The sequence below is a fragment of the Paenibacillus sp. FSL R5-0744 genome (assembly GCF_037972555.1).
GTDB lineage: Bacteria > Bacillota > Bacilli > Paenibacillales > Paenibacillaceae > Paenibacillus_AQ.
Genome location: NZ_CP150228.1, coordinates 301,987 through 316,374, shown reverse-complemented (window position 1 = coordinate 316,374; position 14,388 = coordinate 301,987). Strand labels below are relative to the sequence as shown.

16 protein-coding genes are annotated in these 14,388 nt (G+C 45.1%); 8 read left to right on the top strand and 8 right to left on the bottom strand.

Translation table 11 applies throughout. From position 1 onward, the window contains the following. The first annotated feature begins 132 nt into the window (after nucleotides 1-132). On the top strand, nucleotides 133-522 hold the full coding sequence (locus MKY19_RS01450; RefSeq protein ID WP_339799814.1) for a hypothetical protein: 390 nt from the start codon (nucleotides 133-135) through the stop codon (nucleotides 520-522). A 219-nt stretch (nucleotides 523-741) separates the two neighbouring features. On the opposite strand, the gene MKY19_RS01445 is transcribed toward MKY19_RS01450, so the two are convergent. The 3 genes from MKY19_RS01445 to MKY19_RS01435 all read right to left on the bottom strand — a co-directional run bounded on the left by MKY19_RS01445 (nucleotide 742) and on the right by MKY19_RS01435 (nucleotide 3,880). Continuing rightward, on the bottom strand, nucleotides 742-1,758 hold the full coding sequence (locus MKY19_RS01445; RefSeq protein ID WP_042184192.1) for an AI-2E family transporter: 1,017 nt from the start codon (nucleotides 1,756-1,758) through the stop codon (nucleotides 742-744). Nucleotides 1,759-1,926: 168 nt separating this feature from the next. Continuing rightward, complete coding sequence (locus tag MKY19_RS01440; protein WP_339799812.1) at nucleotides 1,927-3,111, bottom strand: polysaccharide deacetylase family protein; 1,185 nt, start codon at nucleotides 3,109-3,111, stop codon at nucleotides 1,927-1,929. Between the two features lie 211 nt (nucleotides 3,112-3,322). Beyond that, entirely contained in the window at nucleotides 3,323-3,880 is a 558-nt protein-coding gene (locus MKY19_RS01435; protein ID WP_339799810.1) for a transcriptional regulator, read from the bottom strand. A gap of 218 nt (nucleotides 3,881-4,098) precedes the next feature. Between MKY19_RS01435 and MKY19_RS01430 the strand changes: the two genes are divergently transcribed. The 6 genes from MKY19_RS01430 to MKY19_RS01405 are packed head-to-tail and all read left to right on the top strand — an operon-like array spanning nucleotide 4,099 to nucleotide 9,292. Then, nucleotides 4,099-4,980, top strand: coding sequence for a sugar ABC transporter permease (locus tag MKY19_RS01430; protein ID WP_339799808.1), 882 nt, complete (start codon nucleotides 4,099-4,101; stop codon nucleotides 4,978-4,980). 25 nt (nucleotides 4,981-5,005) lie between these two features. Further along, nucleotides 5,006-5,851 (top strand): carbohydrate ABC transporter permease, encoded by an 846-nt coding sequence (locus MKY19_RS01425; protein ID WP_149646299.1) that lies wholly within the window; start codon nucleotides 5,006-5,008, stop codon nucleotides 5,849-5,851. Nucleotides 5,852-5,885: 34 nt separating this feature from the next. After that, nucleotides 5,886-7,232 carry an ABC transporter substrate-binding protein gene (locus tag MKY19_RS01420; RefSeq protein ID WP_339804100.1) on the top strand — a complete coding sequence of 449 codons (1,347 nt, stop codon included), beginning with the start codon at nucleotides 5,886-5,888 and terminating at the stop codon, nucleotides 7,230-7,232. Nucleotides 7,233-7,246: 14 nt separating this feature from the next. Next, nucleotides 7,247-8,035, top strand: a complete 789-nt coding sequence (locus tag MKY19_RS01415) for an HAD family hydrolase (protein ID WP_339799806.1) — start codon at nucleotides 7,247-7,249, stop codon at nucleotides 8,033-8,035. Between the two features lie 23 nt (nucleotides 8,036-8,058). Continuing rightward, nucleotides 8,059-8,373: a multidrug efflux SMR transporter gene (locus MKY19_RS01410; protein WP_339799804.1), complete on the top strand. Its 315-nt coding sequence runs from the start codon at nucleotides 8,059-8,061 to the stop codon at nucleotides 8,371-8,373. A 52-nt stretch (nucleotides 8,374-8,425) separates the two neighbouring features. Further along, a complete protein-coding gene (locus MKY19_RS01405; protein ID WP_339799802.1) occupies nucleotides 8,426-9,292 on the top strand; it encodes a metallophosphoesterase in 867 nt (288 codons plus the stop codon). An 82-nt stretch (nucleotides 9,293-9,374) separates the two neighbouring features. On the opposite strand, the gene MKY19_RS01400 is transcribed toward MKY19_RS01405, so the two are convergent. Beyond that, nucleotides 9,375-9,971 carry a TetR/AcrR family transcriptional regulator gene (locus MKY19_RS01400; protein ID WP_076285089.1) on the bottom strand — a complete coding sequence of 199 codons (597 nt, stop codon included), beginning with the start codon at nucleotides 9,969-9,971 and terminating at the stop codon, nucleotides 9,375-9,377. Between the two features lie 225 nt (nucleotides 9,972-10,196). Between MKY19_RS01400 and MKY19_RS01395 the strand changes: the two genes are divergently transcribed. Then, on the top strand, nucleotides 10,197-11,030 hold the full coding sequence (locus tag MKY19_RS01395) for a hypothetical protein (RefSeq protein WP_042184178.1): 834 nt from the start codon (nucleotides 10,197-10,199) through the stop codon (nucleotides 11,028-11,030). Nucleotides 11,031-11,105: 75 nt separating this feature from the next. Here MKY19_RS01395 and MKY19_RS01390 read toward each other — a convergent pair whose 3' ends face one another. From MKY19_RS01390 to MKY19_RS01375, 4 genes are read right to left on the bottom strand one after another with little or no spacing between them, the layout of a single operon-like run. Beyond that, complete coding sequence (locus MKY19_RS01390) at nucleotides 11,106-11,561, bottom strand: hypothetical protein (RefSeq protein WP_076285088.1); 456 nt, start codon at nucleotides 11,559-11,561, stop codon at nucleotides 11,106-11,108. 34 nt (nucleotides 11,562-11,595) lie between these two features. Continuing rightward, on the bottom strand, nucleotides 11,596-12,516 hold the full coding sequence (locus MKY19_RS01385; RefSeq protein ID WP_143759515.1) for an ATP-binding cassette domain-containing protein: 921 nt from the start codon (nucleotides 12,514-12,516) through the stop codon (nucleotides 11,596-11,598). Beyond that, on the bottom strand, nucleotides 12,506-13,525 hold the full coding sequence (locus MKY19_RS01380) for an ABC transporter ATP-binding protein (protein ID WP_042184174.1): 1,020 nt from the start codon (nucleotides 13,523-13,525) through the stop codon (nucleotides 12,506-12,508). The genes MKY19_RS01385 and MKY19_RS01380 overlap by 11 nt, the downstream gene beginning before the upstream one ends. 15 nt (nucleotides 13,526-13,540) lie before the next feature. Beyond that, complete coding sequence (locus MKY19_RS01375; protein ID WP_042184173.1) at nucleotides 13,541-14,386, bottom strand: ABC transporter permease; 846 nt, start codon at nucleotides 14,384-14,386, stop codon at nucleotides 13,541-13,543. Between the last annotated feature and the right edge of the window lie 2 nt (nucleotides 14,387-14,388).

Below are 14,388 nucleotides of genomic sequence, written 5' to 3'. Positions count from 1 at the left end.
TATCTTAAATATTGTTTAAGCTTCAGCTCAGCTTTCCGGGTTATAATAGAAATAAGTTAAACCACAACCATCACAGACACTTTCAACAGAAACCATAGAACGTTATTCGTAAAATAAGAAAAGAGGACTCTAATGGATATAAAAAGAGTGATTATAGTAGGAACCGTAGTTATAGTAATGTCTTTCGGAAATGCTTGGAGTAGCCTTACTGCTAACGCAAGCTCGTCAACTCAATGGTCCACCACAAGTGTTGCGGATAAAGACGAATTATTATTGAAAGCCCTTAACCAACCCACAGATGATGATCTGTACGATGCCTTATATGACGGCAAATCACTTCAAGATATTGCAATAGAACAAAACACAGATATTGAAGATGTGATCGATCTACAGGTAACCCAGCTAACGGAACAGCTAGATTTACGACTAGCTTCCGGAAATATTACAGCCGAGCAGTATGCAGCACACAAAGCGGAGCTGAGGGACATCGTTACGGAGAGCGTTCTCACTTCTTTCGGCTAAGAAAGATACATATAGTGGCCGTATAACATTTCTCTGCGCCCAAGCTAAAACGCCTTGGGCGTCCCTAATGGACGGTAAGCGTTTATGCGAGAAATATAAGGATAATATATAGCGTGGAGATTATAAATTCTTATATTTAAATAAAGAGGGTGATCCAATAGCCATTGAATGGCTGTCAGATCACCCTCTTCGTATATTCAACGCTATTAAACTGAATTCCTAAGTCTCTATCTTGTTATCTCTATTGATCTCCAGTATATCCAGGAAGAATACAAAAATTGGAATTCCGAGAATTAGACCCCATACACCCATATAGTGCTCAGAGAAGAGAAGTACGATAAAGGTGTAGAACATAGGCAGGTTCATTTTGGATGACATCAGTTTTGGATTTAAGAAGTAACCCTCGACAAAATGTAGTATGGCGATCATAACCAATACATATATCGTCATTGCTATGCCACCAATGTTGTAACCAATAATACAAAGTGGTATTAAGGAGATCACAAAACCTACAACTGGAATCAAACTAAGCAGGAAGATCATAATCGATAAGGCGAATAAATACGGAAAACCTAAGATCCAGAGTCCGATTACCGTAAAGCATGTATTAAACAGCGCGATCAGAATTTGCGCTTCGATCACTTTACCAAACGATGAGATGAATTTTCTACCGAAATACTCAAGCTCAACATAGAACCAAGAAATCTTGCTCTCTTTAAGACGGGCAGTGAAACTGACAATTCTGTTCTTCTCAAGGATAAAGACAAAGCTCAGAATGGTGGATAATACGAAGCTTGTGCCCCAATTACTTATTTTCAGGACGTATTCAAGACCATCTTTCACATAAGACTGGTAGTTCAAATCCTTAAGCTGGGCAAATAAATACTGCACGATTTCGTTCTGCGGAATGTTTGCAGGGGTTAAACTGGTCAGAAAATTAGTTAACTGCTTTATCTGTGTGAAGACCTTCGGTAAATAATTCACTAAGGTCACTACGATCAGAGCAATCAGAGCTAAATACAAAATAACAATAATGACTTTACTGTTGACCGCAACATATTTATTGATTCGCTTCGTGAGCAGCACCTGAAAGCTGTTCATTACATAAGCAATCAGAAATGTTAACAGTACTAAATTGAGCATATCTCTAATACTGAATAGCAGCAGGGCAACCAGCCCCAAAATAAAAAAACGCCGGACCGTTAAATTCGCGTAATAACGCTTAAATACTTCCATCTGTTCTCTCCATTCGCCTACCAATTAGTACTCTAATTATAGTCTACAGTAAGGAATTCACTTATAGCAACTAGTGATTCGCCCAAATTGGCGAAATTTCTCACTTTTTGTAAACTCCTAATGAACATAGGGAAAGCTGATATCCATTCCATACATTTCCTTTGCCGTTTATAAGCCTCCCGTTGTGTTCATTAACTTAACGATTCGACTCTTCTGATCGTAGTTGAGATCAATATGTAGATCCTTGCATAATTGTATAAACGGAACCATCAGGGTCCCTTTCCTCATTTCGGGCGCACTTCCTATCAGAGCTACTCTTTGGTTATTCAGGGTTAATTCCATAGGTGAATCTATATGTTTAACCTGCTCAAGAGTTTGGACTGCAGTTAGACTCTGACTTCCCCCGTTGATCCGGGAGGCATTTCGGTCCGTTCTCGCATTGATCCCATCCTGGATTTTAAATGTTAGCGAAATTCCGAGTGAATCACATGCCGATAGCAATCGGTCATTGTATGATCCATAAGGAAAGGCAACCGCTGAATCGGTATTCCCCAGCTCTTCCTTCAGTCTTTGCTCCGCCTTGGCTAAATCACGAGTAACTCTGCTGTAGTACTCCGTATTCATTTCGTTTCTGTTCTCATCATCGATATATAACAAAGCACTGGCGGCTGGCCGCTCCCCACCCTCAGCATCCACGATACCATAATGGTGTAAATCGTACGTGTGACTATAGAATCCCATCCCGTCCCGCTTCATTTCCCGCATCTGCTCCCAATTAAGCTTCGGCACACTATTCGGATCTGGGTGATCAATCGTAGATACGATAACAAAATTCACTGCCGTATAGCCATATTTTTTGAGAATAGGAAAGGCCAATTCATAAAAGCTCTCATATCCATCATCAAACGTCAGCAGCACCGCATTATCTGGAACCGTGCCGCCATTCAGCATAAATTCACGGTATTGTTCCATCGTAATCACGTGAAACCCTTCTTGCTTCAGCAGGTTCATTTGATCATCAAACCGATCGGCAGATAAGATCCAAGGAAACTGCGGCATTGGCTTCTCTGAAAGATGATGGTACATCAGCACAGCTACATGGTCTCTATAGTAAATACCTTTCGGAAGCGCCCCCTGCTTCTGCCAGCCGATACGCATATTAAGGGCCTGTTCTGCTGCAGCCTTGGGAATCATTAGCTCATCAGGCGAGCCCGGATATGTAGCTACTGTCTTAATGATTTGACCGTTCACATCTATAGTAACAGCAGAAGACTCGTGTTGATTGTTGAAAATAGCAGCAAGACTTATTAGCAGAACAATGACTAAAAGTATCATATATTTTTTCGTATGCAATCTCTGAATCTCCTTAAAAAGATCTTTTATTCACTATGTAACTACATATTTGGTGACAGTTCCACCTACTTTTGGTTACATTTTCTTTTTTATTTTGTTTCTTATCATAAAAATAGGAGGCGAACCCTAAGCCTCAACTAGCTTAAGGAACACCTCCCTCACATGGAGATCTATATATAATTATGTACATCTATGTCTAATTGTAGACGGTCTAGGACCTTCTCTTGTCTACAAAGTAATTTTCTTCCCCTAGCTCGTCCACAAACTGCTGCAGCCAATCATAATATTGAATGGCATGCTCCAGCTTCTCCAGATCCTTCAGGCAGAATTGCCGCTCCTCCTCAGGCGTATCCACGGCATGAACCAATCCCTCCAGCTCAGGAATAACAACATCCAAGGCTTGCCTCATGACATCAATCTCCCGCTGCAGCTTCATTCCGAAAAAGTTCTTAAAGGTCTGAAAGAAATCTGTTTCCACTGCATACAGATCTTTTCGCTCCCGCTTCTCCTCCAGCTTGGTCACCATTTTGGAAGCCATTAAAGATCGGACTCCATAGCTCATATTACTCTTACTCATATTCATCACATTCTTCATCTCTTCAAGCGTCATCGGCCGGTCTTCAAAGAACATAATTCCATACAGCTGCCCGAATGAGTAATTGGCGCCATATAAGTCCATCGTCTGAGCAATTGCATCAATCATCGGACGCAGCAGCTGCTCGCGTGGAGATAAGTCTCTATTCTCTTCACCAAAGGCTACCTGTTTCATAGCTGCACCTTCATTCCACTTAGAATCTACCTTCTATTTTACACAAAATAGCAACTACTTTCGCTAATCTCTTAAATTTTTACATAATCTCGCATCGATCTTTACGCCCGCTTGACCACGCAGCTGCTCGATGAGTGTACAATTTTTTTTGAACGGAGGAGCTTTCCTCAGAATTATACCGCAAAAAACAGAAGACGGAATGGGGTATCGACAGAATAATGAAACGCACAAGATTTATAGGTGAGTTGAAACCGGTGCTCTTCACCTTGCCGGCAATGATTCCATTCGTGGTATTTTGGCTCGCGCCATTACTTTATGTATTTTATCTCAGCTTTACTGAATGGGACTTCATGAGCCCCGAGAAAACCTTTGTCGGACTAACCAACTATCTGGATCTGTTCAGCAATCCCGCCTTCTATAAAGCGCTAAGAGTAACCTTGTTATTCTGTGCGGGAAGTGTACTGCCCGTTATTCTGATCGGACTTGGACTAGCACTCCTGATGAATGGGAAGCTGAAAGGCTCCACTCTCTATCAGGTACTTCTTTTCTCCCCTTGGGTCACGCCAACCGTGGCGGTATCCATTGTCTGGTCCTGGATCTATGAACCTGAAATTGGCCTTGCTAATACTGTACTTGACCTCTTAGGTCTAGAAAAAATCGGTTGGCTTCAAGATCCTAAATGGGCACTGCTCGGCGTTCTGCTCGTGACGATATGGAAATCGGTAGGCTGGGCGATGATTTTTTACTTGGTGGCACTACGCAATGTCCCTACCGATCTGTTGGAAGCCGCTGAACTGGATGGAGCAAATGCTGTTCAAAAATTCAGCCGTATTACTTTACCGCTAATCTCGCCAACGACACTGTTTCTGTTCATCGTACAGATCATTGGTGCCTTACAGGCATACGACCAGATTAACGTACTCACACAAGGTGGACCGTCGGGATCAACACGTACCCTGCTCTATATGTATTATCAGTCTGCCTTTGAAGCCTTTCAGATTGGAGAAGCCTCTAGTGTCGCAATGATTCTGGTATTTATATGTATGCTGCTCTCCGTAATCTCACTAGATGTTAGTAAACGGACAACCCATTATCAATAACTACTGCTGTAAAGGAGAACGACTGATGAATGCCACGACCGTACGAGTGGGCAAACTGGCCCGCCATCTATTTTTTGCAGCTATTGCACTGATCATGGCCTTCCCCTTCTATTGGATGGTCACCAGCGCCTTAAAAACCAATGATGAAATCTGGCAGTCTCCGCCGACGATCTGGCCGAAAGAGCCGCTGTGGAGTAACTTTTCAGCCGCCTGGCACGAAGCCCCTTTCTTTAGATATATGGGCAATAGCGTATTTGTCGCCGTCTCTATTGTTATTTTGCAGGTGATAAATTCCGGGATGATGGCCTATGCGCTTACGCATATGAAATTCCGCTTCAGAGGGCTGTTCGCAGGTGTCATTCTTTTCGGCTATATGGTCCCTGCCACCGCCGTTTATCTTCCCGGATATCTGGTATTGTCCCAGCTTCATCTACTGGATTCATATGCCGGGTTGATTCTATCTAACTGTGTAAGTGTCTTCTCTATCTTTCTAATTCGGCAAGCCTTCCTTCAGGTTCCCCATGAGCTGGTAGAGGCTGGAGAAGTGGATGGTTCCTCGCATATGCGGATTCTCTGGACCATTCTTGTCCCCATTACACGGTCTTCCTTTGCTGTGCTAGCCCTGATCACCTTCATTGATCAGTACAATAACTATTTCTGGCCAATGCTCATCACCAAAGATCCTAATCTACAGCTGGTCTCGGCCGGTCTGCGTAGTTTCTTCACTCAAGGAGGTGCTTACGGATTGAAATGGCCGCTGATCATGGCCGCTAGCGCATTCACCATCGCCCCGTTGCTGCTAGTATTTCTACTAGCTCAGAAAACCATCATGCAAAGCGTCAACATGACCGCTGGTTCCAGCAAAGGATAAGCTAACTATTCTATTTAATAAGAGGAGAATGATGATGAACGTATTGAAGAGACTGTCCGCCCTATCTTTGGTTGCCGGATTTACAATGTTAACCGCTTGTGGAGGAAATGCGAGTACAGGTAATGTTACAGCGACAAATGGAGCTTCTTCCTCCCCCTCCGCAGAGGCTGCGCCTACACAAAATGCACCGGTAACGATTGAGTTCTGGTATGGTCTCGGCGGTAAGCTTGGTGAGAATATGGAGGCACTGATTCAGAAATTTAATGCCTCTCAGCAAGAGGTCATTGTCAAAGGTATCGTGCAGGCAGACTACACTGAAACCGAGCAGAAGCTGCAAGCGGCGATTGCTACAGGAAAAGTGCCTGCTGCTGCTCTCTCCTCAAACGTAGATTGGGCTCGCAAAGGATATTTCGCTCCGATAGATGAGCTTATGGCATTGCAGCCAGATTTTAATAAAGAGGATTTTGTCCAAACCTTTCTAAATCAGGGCCAGGTTGATGGCAAACAATACTTCCTGCCGATGTATGGAACAACACAGGTTATGTACTATCGCAAAGATGCTTTTGAGAAGAACGGAATTGATGCGAGCACATTGAAGACTTGGGAAGACCTAGCTGCCGCAGCTGCGAAAATGACCGTGAAAGACGGCGGCAAAACCACCTTCTTCGGTTGGGAGCCTATGTGGGGTTCAGGGAACATGATTGATGCCGCGCTCAGCAAAGGAGGCACTATTCTTAGCGAGGATGGGAAACAAGTCATGATCGACTCTAAAGAGTGGATCGAAACCTGGGATTTGTTCCGCAAATGGATCCACGAGGATAAGATCATGCGGATTCATTCAGGGGGTCAAGGCTGGGAATATTGGTACAAAACAATTGATGATGTAATGAAGAATCAATCCGCAGGCTACACCGGCTCCAGTGGCGATCAAGGTGACCTCGACTTTAGCATTGTTTCTGCTATGGAGCAGCCAGGCTGGGCAGGGATTGGCGAGGGCAAACCCGTAGCCCAAGCACTGATGGCCGGCATTCTATCTAAAGCAAGCGACAGTGAGAAACAAGCGGCTATGAAATGGCTAACCTACTTCACAAATGCCGAGAATACTGCCTCTTGGTCCATTAATACTGGATATATTTCGGTGCGCCAATCCGCATTGCAAGACCCGGCGTTTGTGTCATTCAGTGAAAGCAATCCACAGATTAAGGTTCCGTTGATGCAAGCTTCTCATGGCTCTGCACCATTCCAAGATCCTACTGGCGGCAAAATCAACGATGCGCTGAAAATCGCCGCTGATAAGGTGCAGATTGAGAATATTCCTGCAGCACAGGCACTTAAGGAAGCACAGGAAACAGCGCAAGCAGCGCTTGATAAACTAAAATAAAGGCGGTGGAGTTCATGTCTGAGCTCATCACGCCACAAGGCAGATACGCTGTAGCAGCTATTCTATTCGACAAGGATGGTACGCTGCTCCAGTTCGTATCCCTCTGGGGCAGCTGGGGCGAGTGTTTTTTAGAGCGATTCACGAAGGATATGAAGCAAAGAGGACTACAGATTCCAGAAGAACAGCTCCCTGCATTAATGGGAACTATACACAATGCCCAAGGAAGCATTACCGATTATGATCGGAACGGCCCCCTGGCTATGGGGACTATGAGTGACCTCTATGCCATCCTGTCATGGCAGGGTTATCTGCAAGGTTTATCGTGGGCGGAGTCCATGGTGCTTGTTCATCAGTGCCGTCTGGAAGCGGATGTTATGTTGGAAGAGAAACGCCCCGTTCACTCGCTGCCGGGTATTCATCGTTTTCTCGATGAGTGTGCGAGTGCTGGCATCCCTCTCGCCGTGGTGACCGCAGATGAAACAGATGCTGCAGAGAAACATCTCCAATGGCTCGGCATACGGCACTATTTCTCCAAGGTAATTGGAACAGACCTTGTGGATCAGGGTAAACCTTTCCCCGACATGGTGCAGCTTGCCTGCGAAAGGTTGGCCGTTGAACCCGCGCACACAGCAGTTATCGGTGATACTAATGGGGATATGCGAATGGCTAAAGCAGCGGGTGTACAGGTAGCTATAGGAATCACTGAAAATGAAGATATTAGTGCTTCGTCGCATATTCTCCCGGATGCAGATCTCATTGTGCGATCTTACGCTGAACTCAGCATCGAGGTTACTTCCCTGTGAAAATAGAAGGAATATGGGCATGGATGTTTCTGATGCTAGCTATTGTGTTCGAACTATCAGGGACCATCTCAATGAAAATATCTCAGGGGTTCACTCAGCTCTGGCCTTCCGTGCTCATGTTCCTGTTCTATGGAGCCAGCTTCACCTCCCTGAATTATGCCCTCACCTCTATTAAGGTAGGCGTTGCTTATGCGATATGGTCAGGGGCGGGAATCGTCCTTATTTCTTTCATAGGAGCCCTATTTTTCGAAGAAAAGCTAACCCTGTCCTCCCTACTATGGATAGCCGTTATCCTAACCGGGATTATAGGACTGAACATTAGCGGGAAGACGCATTAGTGAACAGCCACAGTATTTCATAGATTCATAAGATGAAGGGGGATGCCTAAACATGAGCGCGAACACATTACCTGAAGAGAAGCCTGTTATTACCTTTCAGATCATCACGGATACGCATGTCACCGCTGACAGAAATCATGAGTACAATCTTAACTTTGAGCTGGCGCTCCGTGATATAGCCGCACATGGAAAAGGTAGCAGTGGGATTATGCATATCGGTGATGTCACAAACCATGGTTTTTCTGCTGAATATAAAGAAATGCTTCGTATCATTAATCAACATAAGGCTGACTTGCCCGACATTACTTTCACTTTAGGTAATCATGATGTAGGCCTCGGGATTTGGAAGTCTCGCTTAGGGATGTATACGTCACAGACTGGAATGTCTGGACCCTATCATGATCACTGGATTAATGGCTATCATTTTATTTTTCTAGGTACAGAAAAAGGATTGCCTAAATTCTGTCATCTTTCCTCTAAGCAGCTTGATTGGCTGGAGCATAAGCTTGGGGAGCAAGCTTCACCGGATCAGCCTATCTTTCTTTTCCTGCATCAACCGCTTAAAGATACAGTAGCTGGATCGTTAGAATCACAAGATTGGTATGGTGTCACTCAAGATAAGGAATTAAAAGAGATTCTTTCGAGACACCCCCAGACCTTGTTATTCACTGGTCACACCCATTGGGAGTTAGAGGTAGACAACACTATGTACCCTGGCCATGGAGAGATGGCAACAATGTTTAATGCTGCTTCTGTCGCCTACCTTTGGACAAACGAAGATAAGCATAAGACAGGCAGCCAAGGCTTCTATGTGGAAGTATATAGAGATAAAGTGCTTGTCCGGGGCAGAGACTTTAAGACAGGAACCTGGATTGAAGCTGCACAATATGAGGTTGCTTATACAGCAGTAAACGTATAATGAAACTCCCCGCAGCAAGCTGCGGGGAGTTTCATTCTGTGAATTACACGCACAAGGATTAGCCGTACCGCCACGCTCTGCGTTATTCATCCCATGCTTCTAACAGCTTCGGAATGCCTTCTACAAGAAGCTTGTGGTATACCTCGGAAATATCTTCAATATCATCCGTATTCGCCACACCCAGCAGCGTCTGCATAACGATCCCGTCAATAGCTCCAATCAGCAATGAGGCAATGGCTTTATTGTATTTCCCGGGTTGTTTTTCGTACAAGCGTTGTAACAGCTCCTCGGTATGACCAATCCATTTCTTATACTTAACTTTCAATTGATTGGAGATTTCCTCGTTCCCGAGTATCGCTTCCTGGGCAAGATAGAACTGCATTCGATTGTCATCTATTTTGTTAAAACGATCTTTCACATTCTCGCTGATTTGCTCAATAACTTCCCCGCGGCTATACTTCCCTTGCTGTACCTCCTCGGCAATTCTCGTAGATACGGATAAACTGCGATCCATCGCATCATAAAGAATCTCTTCTTTACTATTGTAATGATGATACAACGCCCCCGTGCTAAGCCCGGCTTCATCGGCAATTCTCCGCATAGTCGTACCCGCAATACCCATTCGATAGATAACACGATTCGTCGCCTCAATAATATGTAATTTTCTATCCTCAGACATAAACTCCCCGCCCAACTGAATCGCTTATTGCGATTTATTTTTATATGAAAAGAGTACTGAATCTAATTTGTTTTTTGTGTGTTAATTAGCACAGACAGAACCAATTAATTCCTAATACAATAAAACCGAACAGTTGTTATGTTTATGAATTAACCAAGCATTGTAGGGTTGAAGCTCAGTATCGGCAACAATTGATTACGCTTTCACAAAAAAAGGAGGTTTATCATGGATATTCCTGCATGGCAGTACGGCGTTAGTATGATCGGCTACATAGTTCTGCTTCTTATTGTTGTCAGTATCATGCGCAAGCATTATAAGTTTGCCCACTGGTTCTGGATTGCTTCTTTACTAACTTTTCCCTTATGGCTTATGGGCGGTGTCGAAGGCTGGTTTCGGTGGGCCAAGATTTTAAGTGTAATTCTTCCTACAATATTTGTTGGATTCATTCGTATTGCTAACTACGAGAAACGAAAAGGACCGTTCTGGAATGGGTTACAGAAGGATTGGGTATTGTGGTTCGTATATGGCGTTCTATTCCTTAATATCATGGAAGCGACCATTAAAGACTTTACGATGGGGAATACATTCAATGCGCTTACCGGCCTCCTATTATGTATAACCATCCCTTTTGCGCCAAAATATTGGAAGATTTCTACTGAATCGCACGGCGATCTCATTGCATATACGACAATCGGCTGGAACTTCCTCTATACAACTTGGAATGCAGCCTTCGTCTATGCAGAGAGTCCGAAGTTCTTTGCAAGCTCGCTATGCATTCTTCTCGCAGCCGAGCTCTATCCCATCATCAAACGCCGCCCAGAACTCTACATCATTGCGCGGGTCTATACATTAGCGGCACATTTACTTCTACGCGCCTGCTTCGTTAGCCTGTTCCCGACACTAATGGATGCTTCATCGTGGTACAATGCAGACGTCATGAACTATTGGGGAATCATCAACTTTATTATGATTGTTCCATTTGTATTCTGGCATATGTGGCAGCTGCACACCGGCAAAGCAGAAATCAGCTTCCGGCGTGGCCGGATTGAAGTGAACTAACCAAGAACGCCCTTATCCTTTCCATGAGGAAAAGGTAAGGGCGTTCTTTCTTTATTTCTTCTCTGCTCGGAGAGGTTATCGTTGAATCGGCTCGATTCGGTAGCTTGCGTTAGCGCTGGCATCGTCTTCCACGCCGGCTCCACCGTGAATCTGCCAGCCGAATGACAGCACAGATTCCAGCCGGTTCTTCTCGGCTGTCGTCAATACTATTTCTATGGCTTCTTTACCCTCTTCAAGCTCCAACTCTGCCTCTTTACCAAGAACAACCCATATCCAGCTACGAATGCCACGAATCGTGTTGTACTTGATCTGATAGCCTGTCTTCACCGCTTGCTCGAACAATTCTGGCTGCTCCGCTTGTAAAGTGGTCAACTGCTTATAATCAAATTCGTATTCACTCTCGTCAACGGGCAAATCGCCCTCCGCCACTTTACGAAGAATATCCTCATTGGACCAGCCCAAAGCGCGAAGTGATTCTACCAGTAAAGCATCCCACTGGGATAACTTTACCCGGTTCAAATTGTCTGACATCCTGATTCCCCCCATACCTGTATATAGATTCTACTTATTCCGTGAAATCATAAGCAACATAATGACCCGGACTAACTTCCTGCAATGTAGAGGTCTCAGCCCTGCCGTACTCTGCCGAATATCCATCTAAAATAATTCTCTGATTAGCCCGCTTAGGGTCTGTCTCCAAAATCGAAGATAGCAGCGCCTTCGTATAAGGATGAATAGGATTCTCGTATAGTTCGTCACTTTCGGCTACCTCTACGAGACGACCGCCATACATCACGCCAATCCGGTCCGAAATATGCCGTACCATCGACAGATCGTGCGCAACAAAGAGGTAGGTCAACCCAAATTCCGACTGCAAATCCTCCAGCATATTCACTACCTGAGCCTGAACAGATACATCCAGCGCTGAGATTGGTTCATCGCACACTACGAATTCAGGTTTCACAGATAATGCTCGAGCAATCGAAATCCGTTGGCGCTGCCCACCACTGAATTCATGAGGAAAGCGATAAAGATGCTCTCTTTTTAAACCCACCTTATCCAGCAGTGCCGCAACAGCCTCTATACGCTCGTCGCCTTCGTGGATCCCGTGGATTTTCATAGGCTCACTGATCAGATCAAGCACATTCAGGCTTGGATTCAACGAGGAATATGGATCTTGAAAGATCGATTGAATCCGTCTGCGAAAAGGCTTAAGCTGCTTCTCTCCAAGCTTGCTCAGCGGCTGCCCGTCAAAAGACACTTCACCATCTGTATAGTCATACAATCGCAGCAAGCAGCGTCCAACCGTGGACTTGCCGCTCCCCGACTCTCCGACCAGTCCAAAGGTCTCCCCCTGACGAATCTGAAAGCTTACGCCATCTACCGCCTTAAGCACTGATGTATTACGTCCCCATATATCCTTGCCTTTGGAGAAATGTTTCTTCAGATTATTTACGTCCACTAGAATCTTATTATCACTCAACAGAACCGCTCCCTTCAACACCAGCTACGGCTGGAGTCTCCTGCACACCGTCTGCCAGCCAGCACATCGAACGATGGCCAGGCGATAATTCGATGACCGGAGGACGTTCGCTGCAACGGGCAAAAGCATTAGGGCAACGTTCCATAAATGGACAGCCCGAAGGAGGATCCAGCAAATCCGGAGGTGTGCCTTCGATAGGGACAAGGCGTTCCCGCGACTTGCCGTCACGTTTTGGAATCGAGCGAAGCAGACCTTTCGTGTAAGGATGCTGTGGGCGATAAAAGATATCCTCTACCGTGCCCTCCTCCATCACAAGTCCACCATACATTACGATAACCCGTGTACATACCTGTGCTACCACACCCAAGTCATGGGTAATGAGCGCTACAGCTGTACTGGTATTATTTTTCAACTCTTTAAAAAGATCGAGAATTTGCGCCTGTATTGTTACATCGAGCGCAGTTGTCGGCTCATCCGCAATCAATAGCTCTGGCTTACAGGAAAGAGCCATGGCGATCATGACCCGCTGGCGCATCCCGCCGCTGAATTCATGCGGATATTGCTGCAGCCGCTGTTCAGGATTATTAATACCTACCTGACGCAAGATGCTTGCTGCCTCTTTAAGCGCTTCTTGCTTATTTAAACCCCGATGCCGACGGATGACTTCCGTAAGCTGCTGGCCGATTTTTTTTACAGGATTAAGAGAGGTCATGGGGTCCTGAAACACCATTGCTATACGATTGCCGCGTAGCTTTCTCCACTCTTTTTCCGAAAGGTTCGATAAATTCTCACCACGAAAATTAATATTTCCACCGATAATTTTACCCGGAGGTGTAATTAACGACATAATCGCCTTGGCAGTTACACTCTTCCCACTACCAGATTCTCCGACGATTCCTACCGTCTCACCAGCATCTATATGAAAGCTAACGCCGCGAACTGCTTGATTCTCTCCGTCCCTTGTATGGAACGAAACCTTCAAATCCTCGACAGACAATAGCCGTTCCGTCATGATGTCTTCACACTCCTATCTTCGGATCAGCTTCGGTTCAAAGCCTACCCGCAAAATATCACCCAAAACATTAAAGCTCAGTACCGTTAATAGTATCAATAATCCAGGGAATAAAGCCAGATATGGCGCTTGAGCGATATATCCCTGCGCATTGTTAAGCATACTGCCCCAAGTCGCATTCGGAGGCTGTACCCCGAACCCGAGGAAACTTAGGGACGACTCCATCATTATCGCCGAAGCGATATTATTCGTCGCACCTACAATGACAACAGGCACTAGCCCCGGAAGAATATGACGCCAAATAATTCCGAAATTGCTCTGTCCGGAGGCTTTTGCATAGAGTACATATTCGCGTTCCTTAATCGTCATCGTCTCTGCCCGAATGACACGGGCGATATTCATCCACATTAATAGAGCAATAATAATGATGATATTCCCAACACTCGGCTTCAGAAATACGCTAAGCAGCAGCAGAACTAAGAAAGAAGGAATGGACAGCACTACATCAAGCATCCGCATGAGAAGATTATCAACCCATCCGCCAAAGAATCCACTGATTACGCCCACCGTCACACCTATGCCTGTAGCAATGATCATTGAAGCAAAGCCAACTAGCAGTGATACCCGGCCACCATATAATGCGCGGGCAAAATAATCCCGGCCATAGTCATCCGTCCCGAACCAGTGATCGGCTCCCGGCGATTTCAGACGTGCCAGAACATCCATCGCATTCGGATCATGTCCAGATAAAAAAGCAAATATAGAGCCCAGTGAGAAGATGATTAAAGTAATGAGGGCTGCGACGCCCAATTTATTCGTAAATAGCTCATCTCCAACACTTTTCCATTTACTGCGATTCATGA

What these genes read in the sequence shown, in the direction of transcription:
- MKY19_RS01405 (WP_339799802.1), top strand. Translation starts at nt 8,426, where the DNA reads ATGAGCGCGAACACATTACCTGAAGAGAAGCCTGTTATTACCTTTCAG.
- MKY19_RS01420 (WP_339804100.1), top strand. Translation starts at nt 5,886, where the DNA reads ATGAACGTATTGAAGAGACTGTCCGCCCTATCTTTGGTTGCCGGATTT.
- MKY19_RS01450 (WP_339799814.1), top strand. Translation starts at nt 133, where the DNA reads ATGGATATAAAAAGAGTGATTATAGTAGGAACCGTAGTTATAGTAATG.
- MKY19_RS01410 (WP_339799804.1), top strand. Translation starts at nt 8,059, where the DNA reads ATGTTTCTGATGCTAGCTATTGTGTTCGAACTATCAGGGACCATCTCA.
- MKY19_RS01430 (WP_339799808.1), top strand. Translation starts at nt 4,099, where the DNA reads ATGAAACGCACAAGATTTATAGGTGAGTTGAAACCGGTGCTCTTCACC.
- MKY19_RS01435 (WP_339799810.1), bottom strand. Translation starts at nt 3,880, where the DNA reads ATGAAACAGGTAGCCTTTGGTGAAGAGAATAGAGACTTATCTCCACGC.
- MKY19_RS01400 (WP_076285089.1), bottom strand. Translation starts at nt 9,971, where the DNA reads ATGTCTGAGGATAGAAAATTACATATTATTGAGGCGACGAATCGTGTT.
- MKY19_RS01425 (WP_149646299.1), top strand. Translation starts at nt 5,006, where the DNA reads ATGAATGCCACGACCGTACGAGTGGGCAAACTGGCCCGCCATCTATTT.
- MKY19_RS01415 (WP_339799806.1), top strand. Translation starts at nt 7,247, where the DNA reads ATGTCTGAGCTCATCACGCCACAAGGCAGATACGCTGTAGCAGCTATT.
- MKY19_RS01445 (WP_042184192.1), bottom strand. Translation starts at nt 1,758, where the DNA reads ATGGAAGTATTTAAGCGTTATTACGCGAATTTAACGGTCCGGCGTTTT.
- MKY19_RS01395 (WP_042184178.1), top strand. Translation starts at nt 10,197, where the DNA reads ATGGATATTCCTGCATGGCAGTACGGCGTTAGTATGATCGGCTACATA.
- MKY19_RS01380 (WP_042184174.1), bottom strand. Translation starts at nt 13,525, where the DNA reads ATGACGGAACGGCTATTGTCTGTCGAGGATTTGAAGGTTTCGTTCCAT.
- MKY19_RS01390 (WP_076285088.1), bottom strand. Translation starts at nt 11,561, where the DNA reads ATGTCAGACAATTTGAACCGGGTAAAGTTATCCCAGTGGGATGCTTTA.
- MKY19_RS01375 (WP_042184173.1), bottom strand. Translation starts at nt 14,386, where the DNA reads ATGAATCGCAGTAAATGGAAAAGTGTTGGAGATGAGCTATTTACGAAT.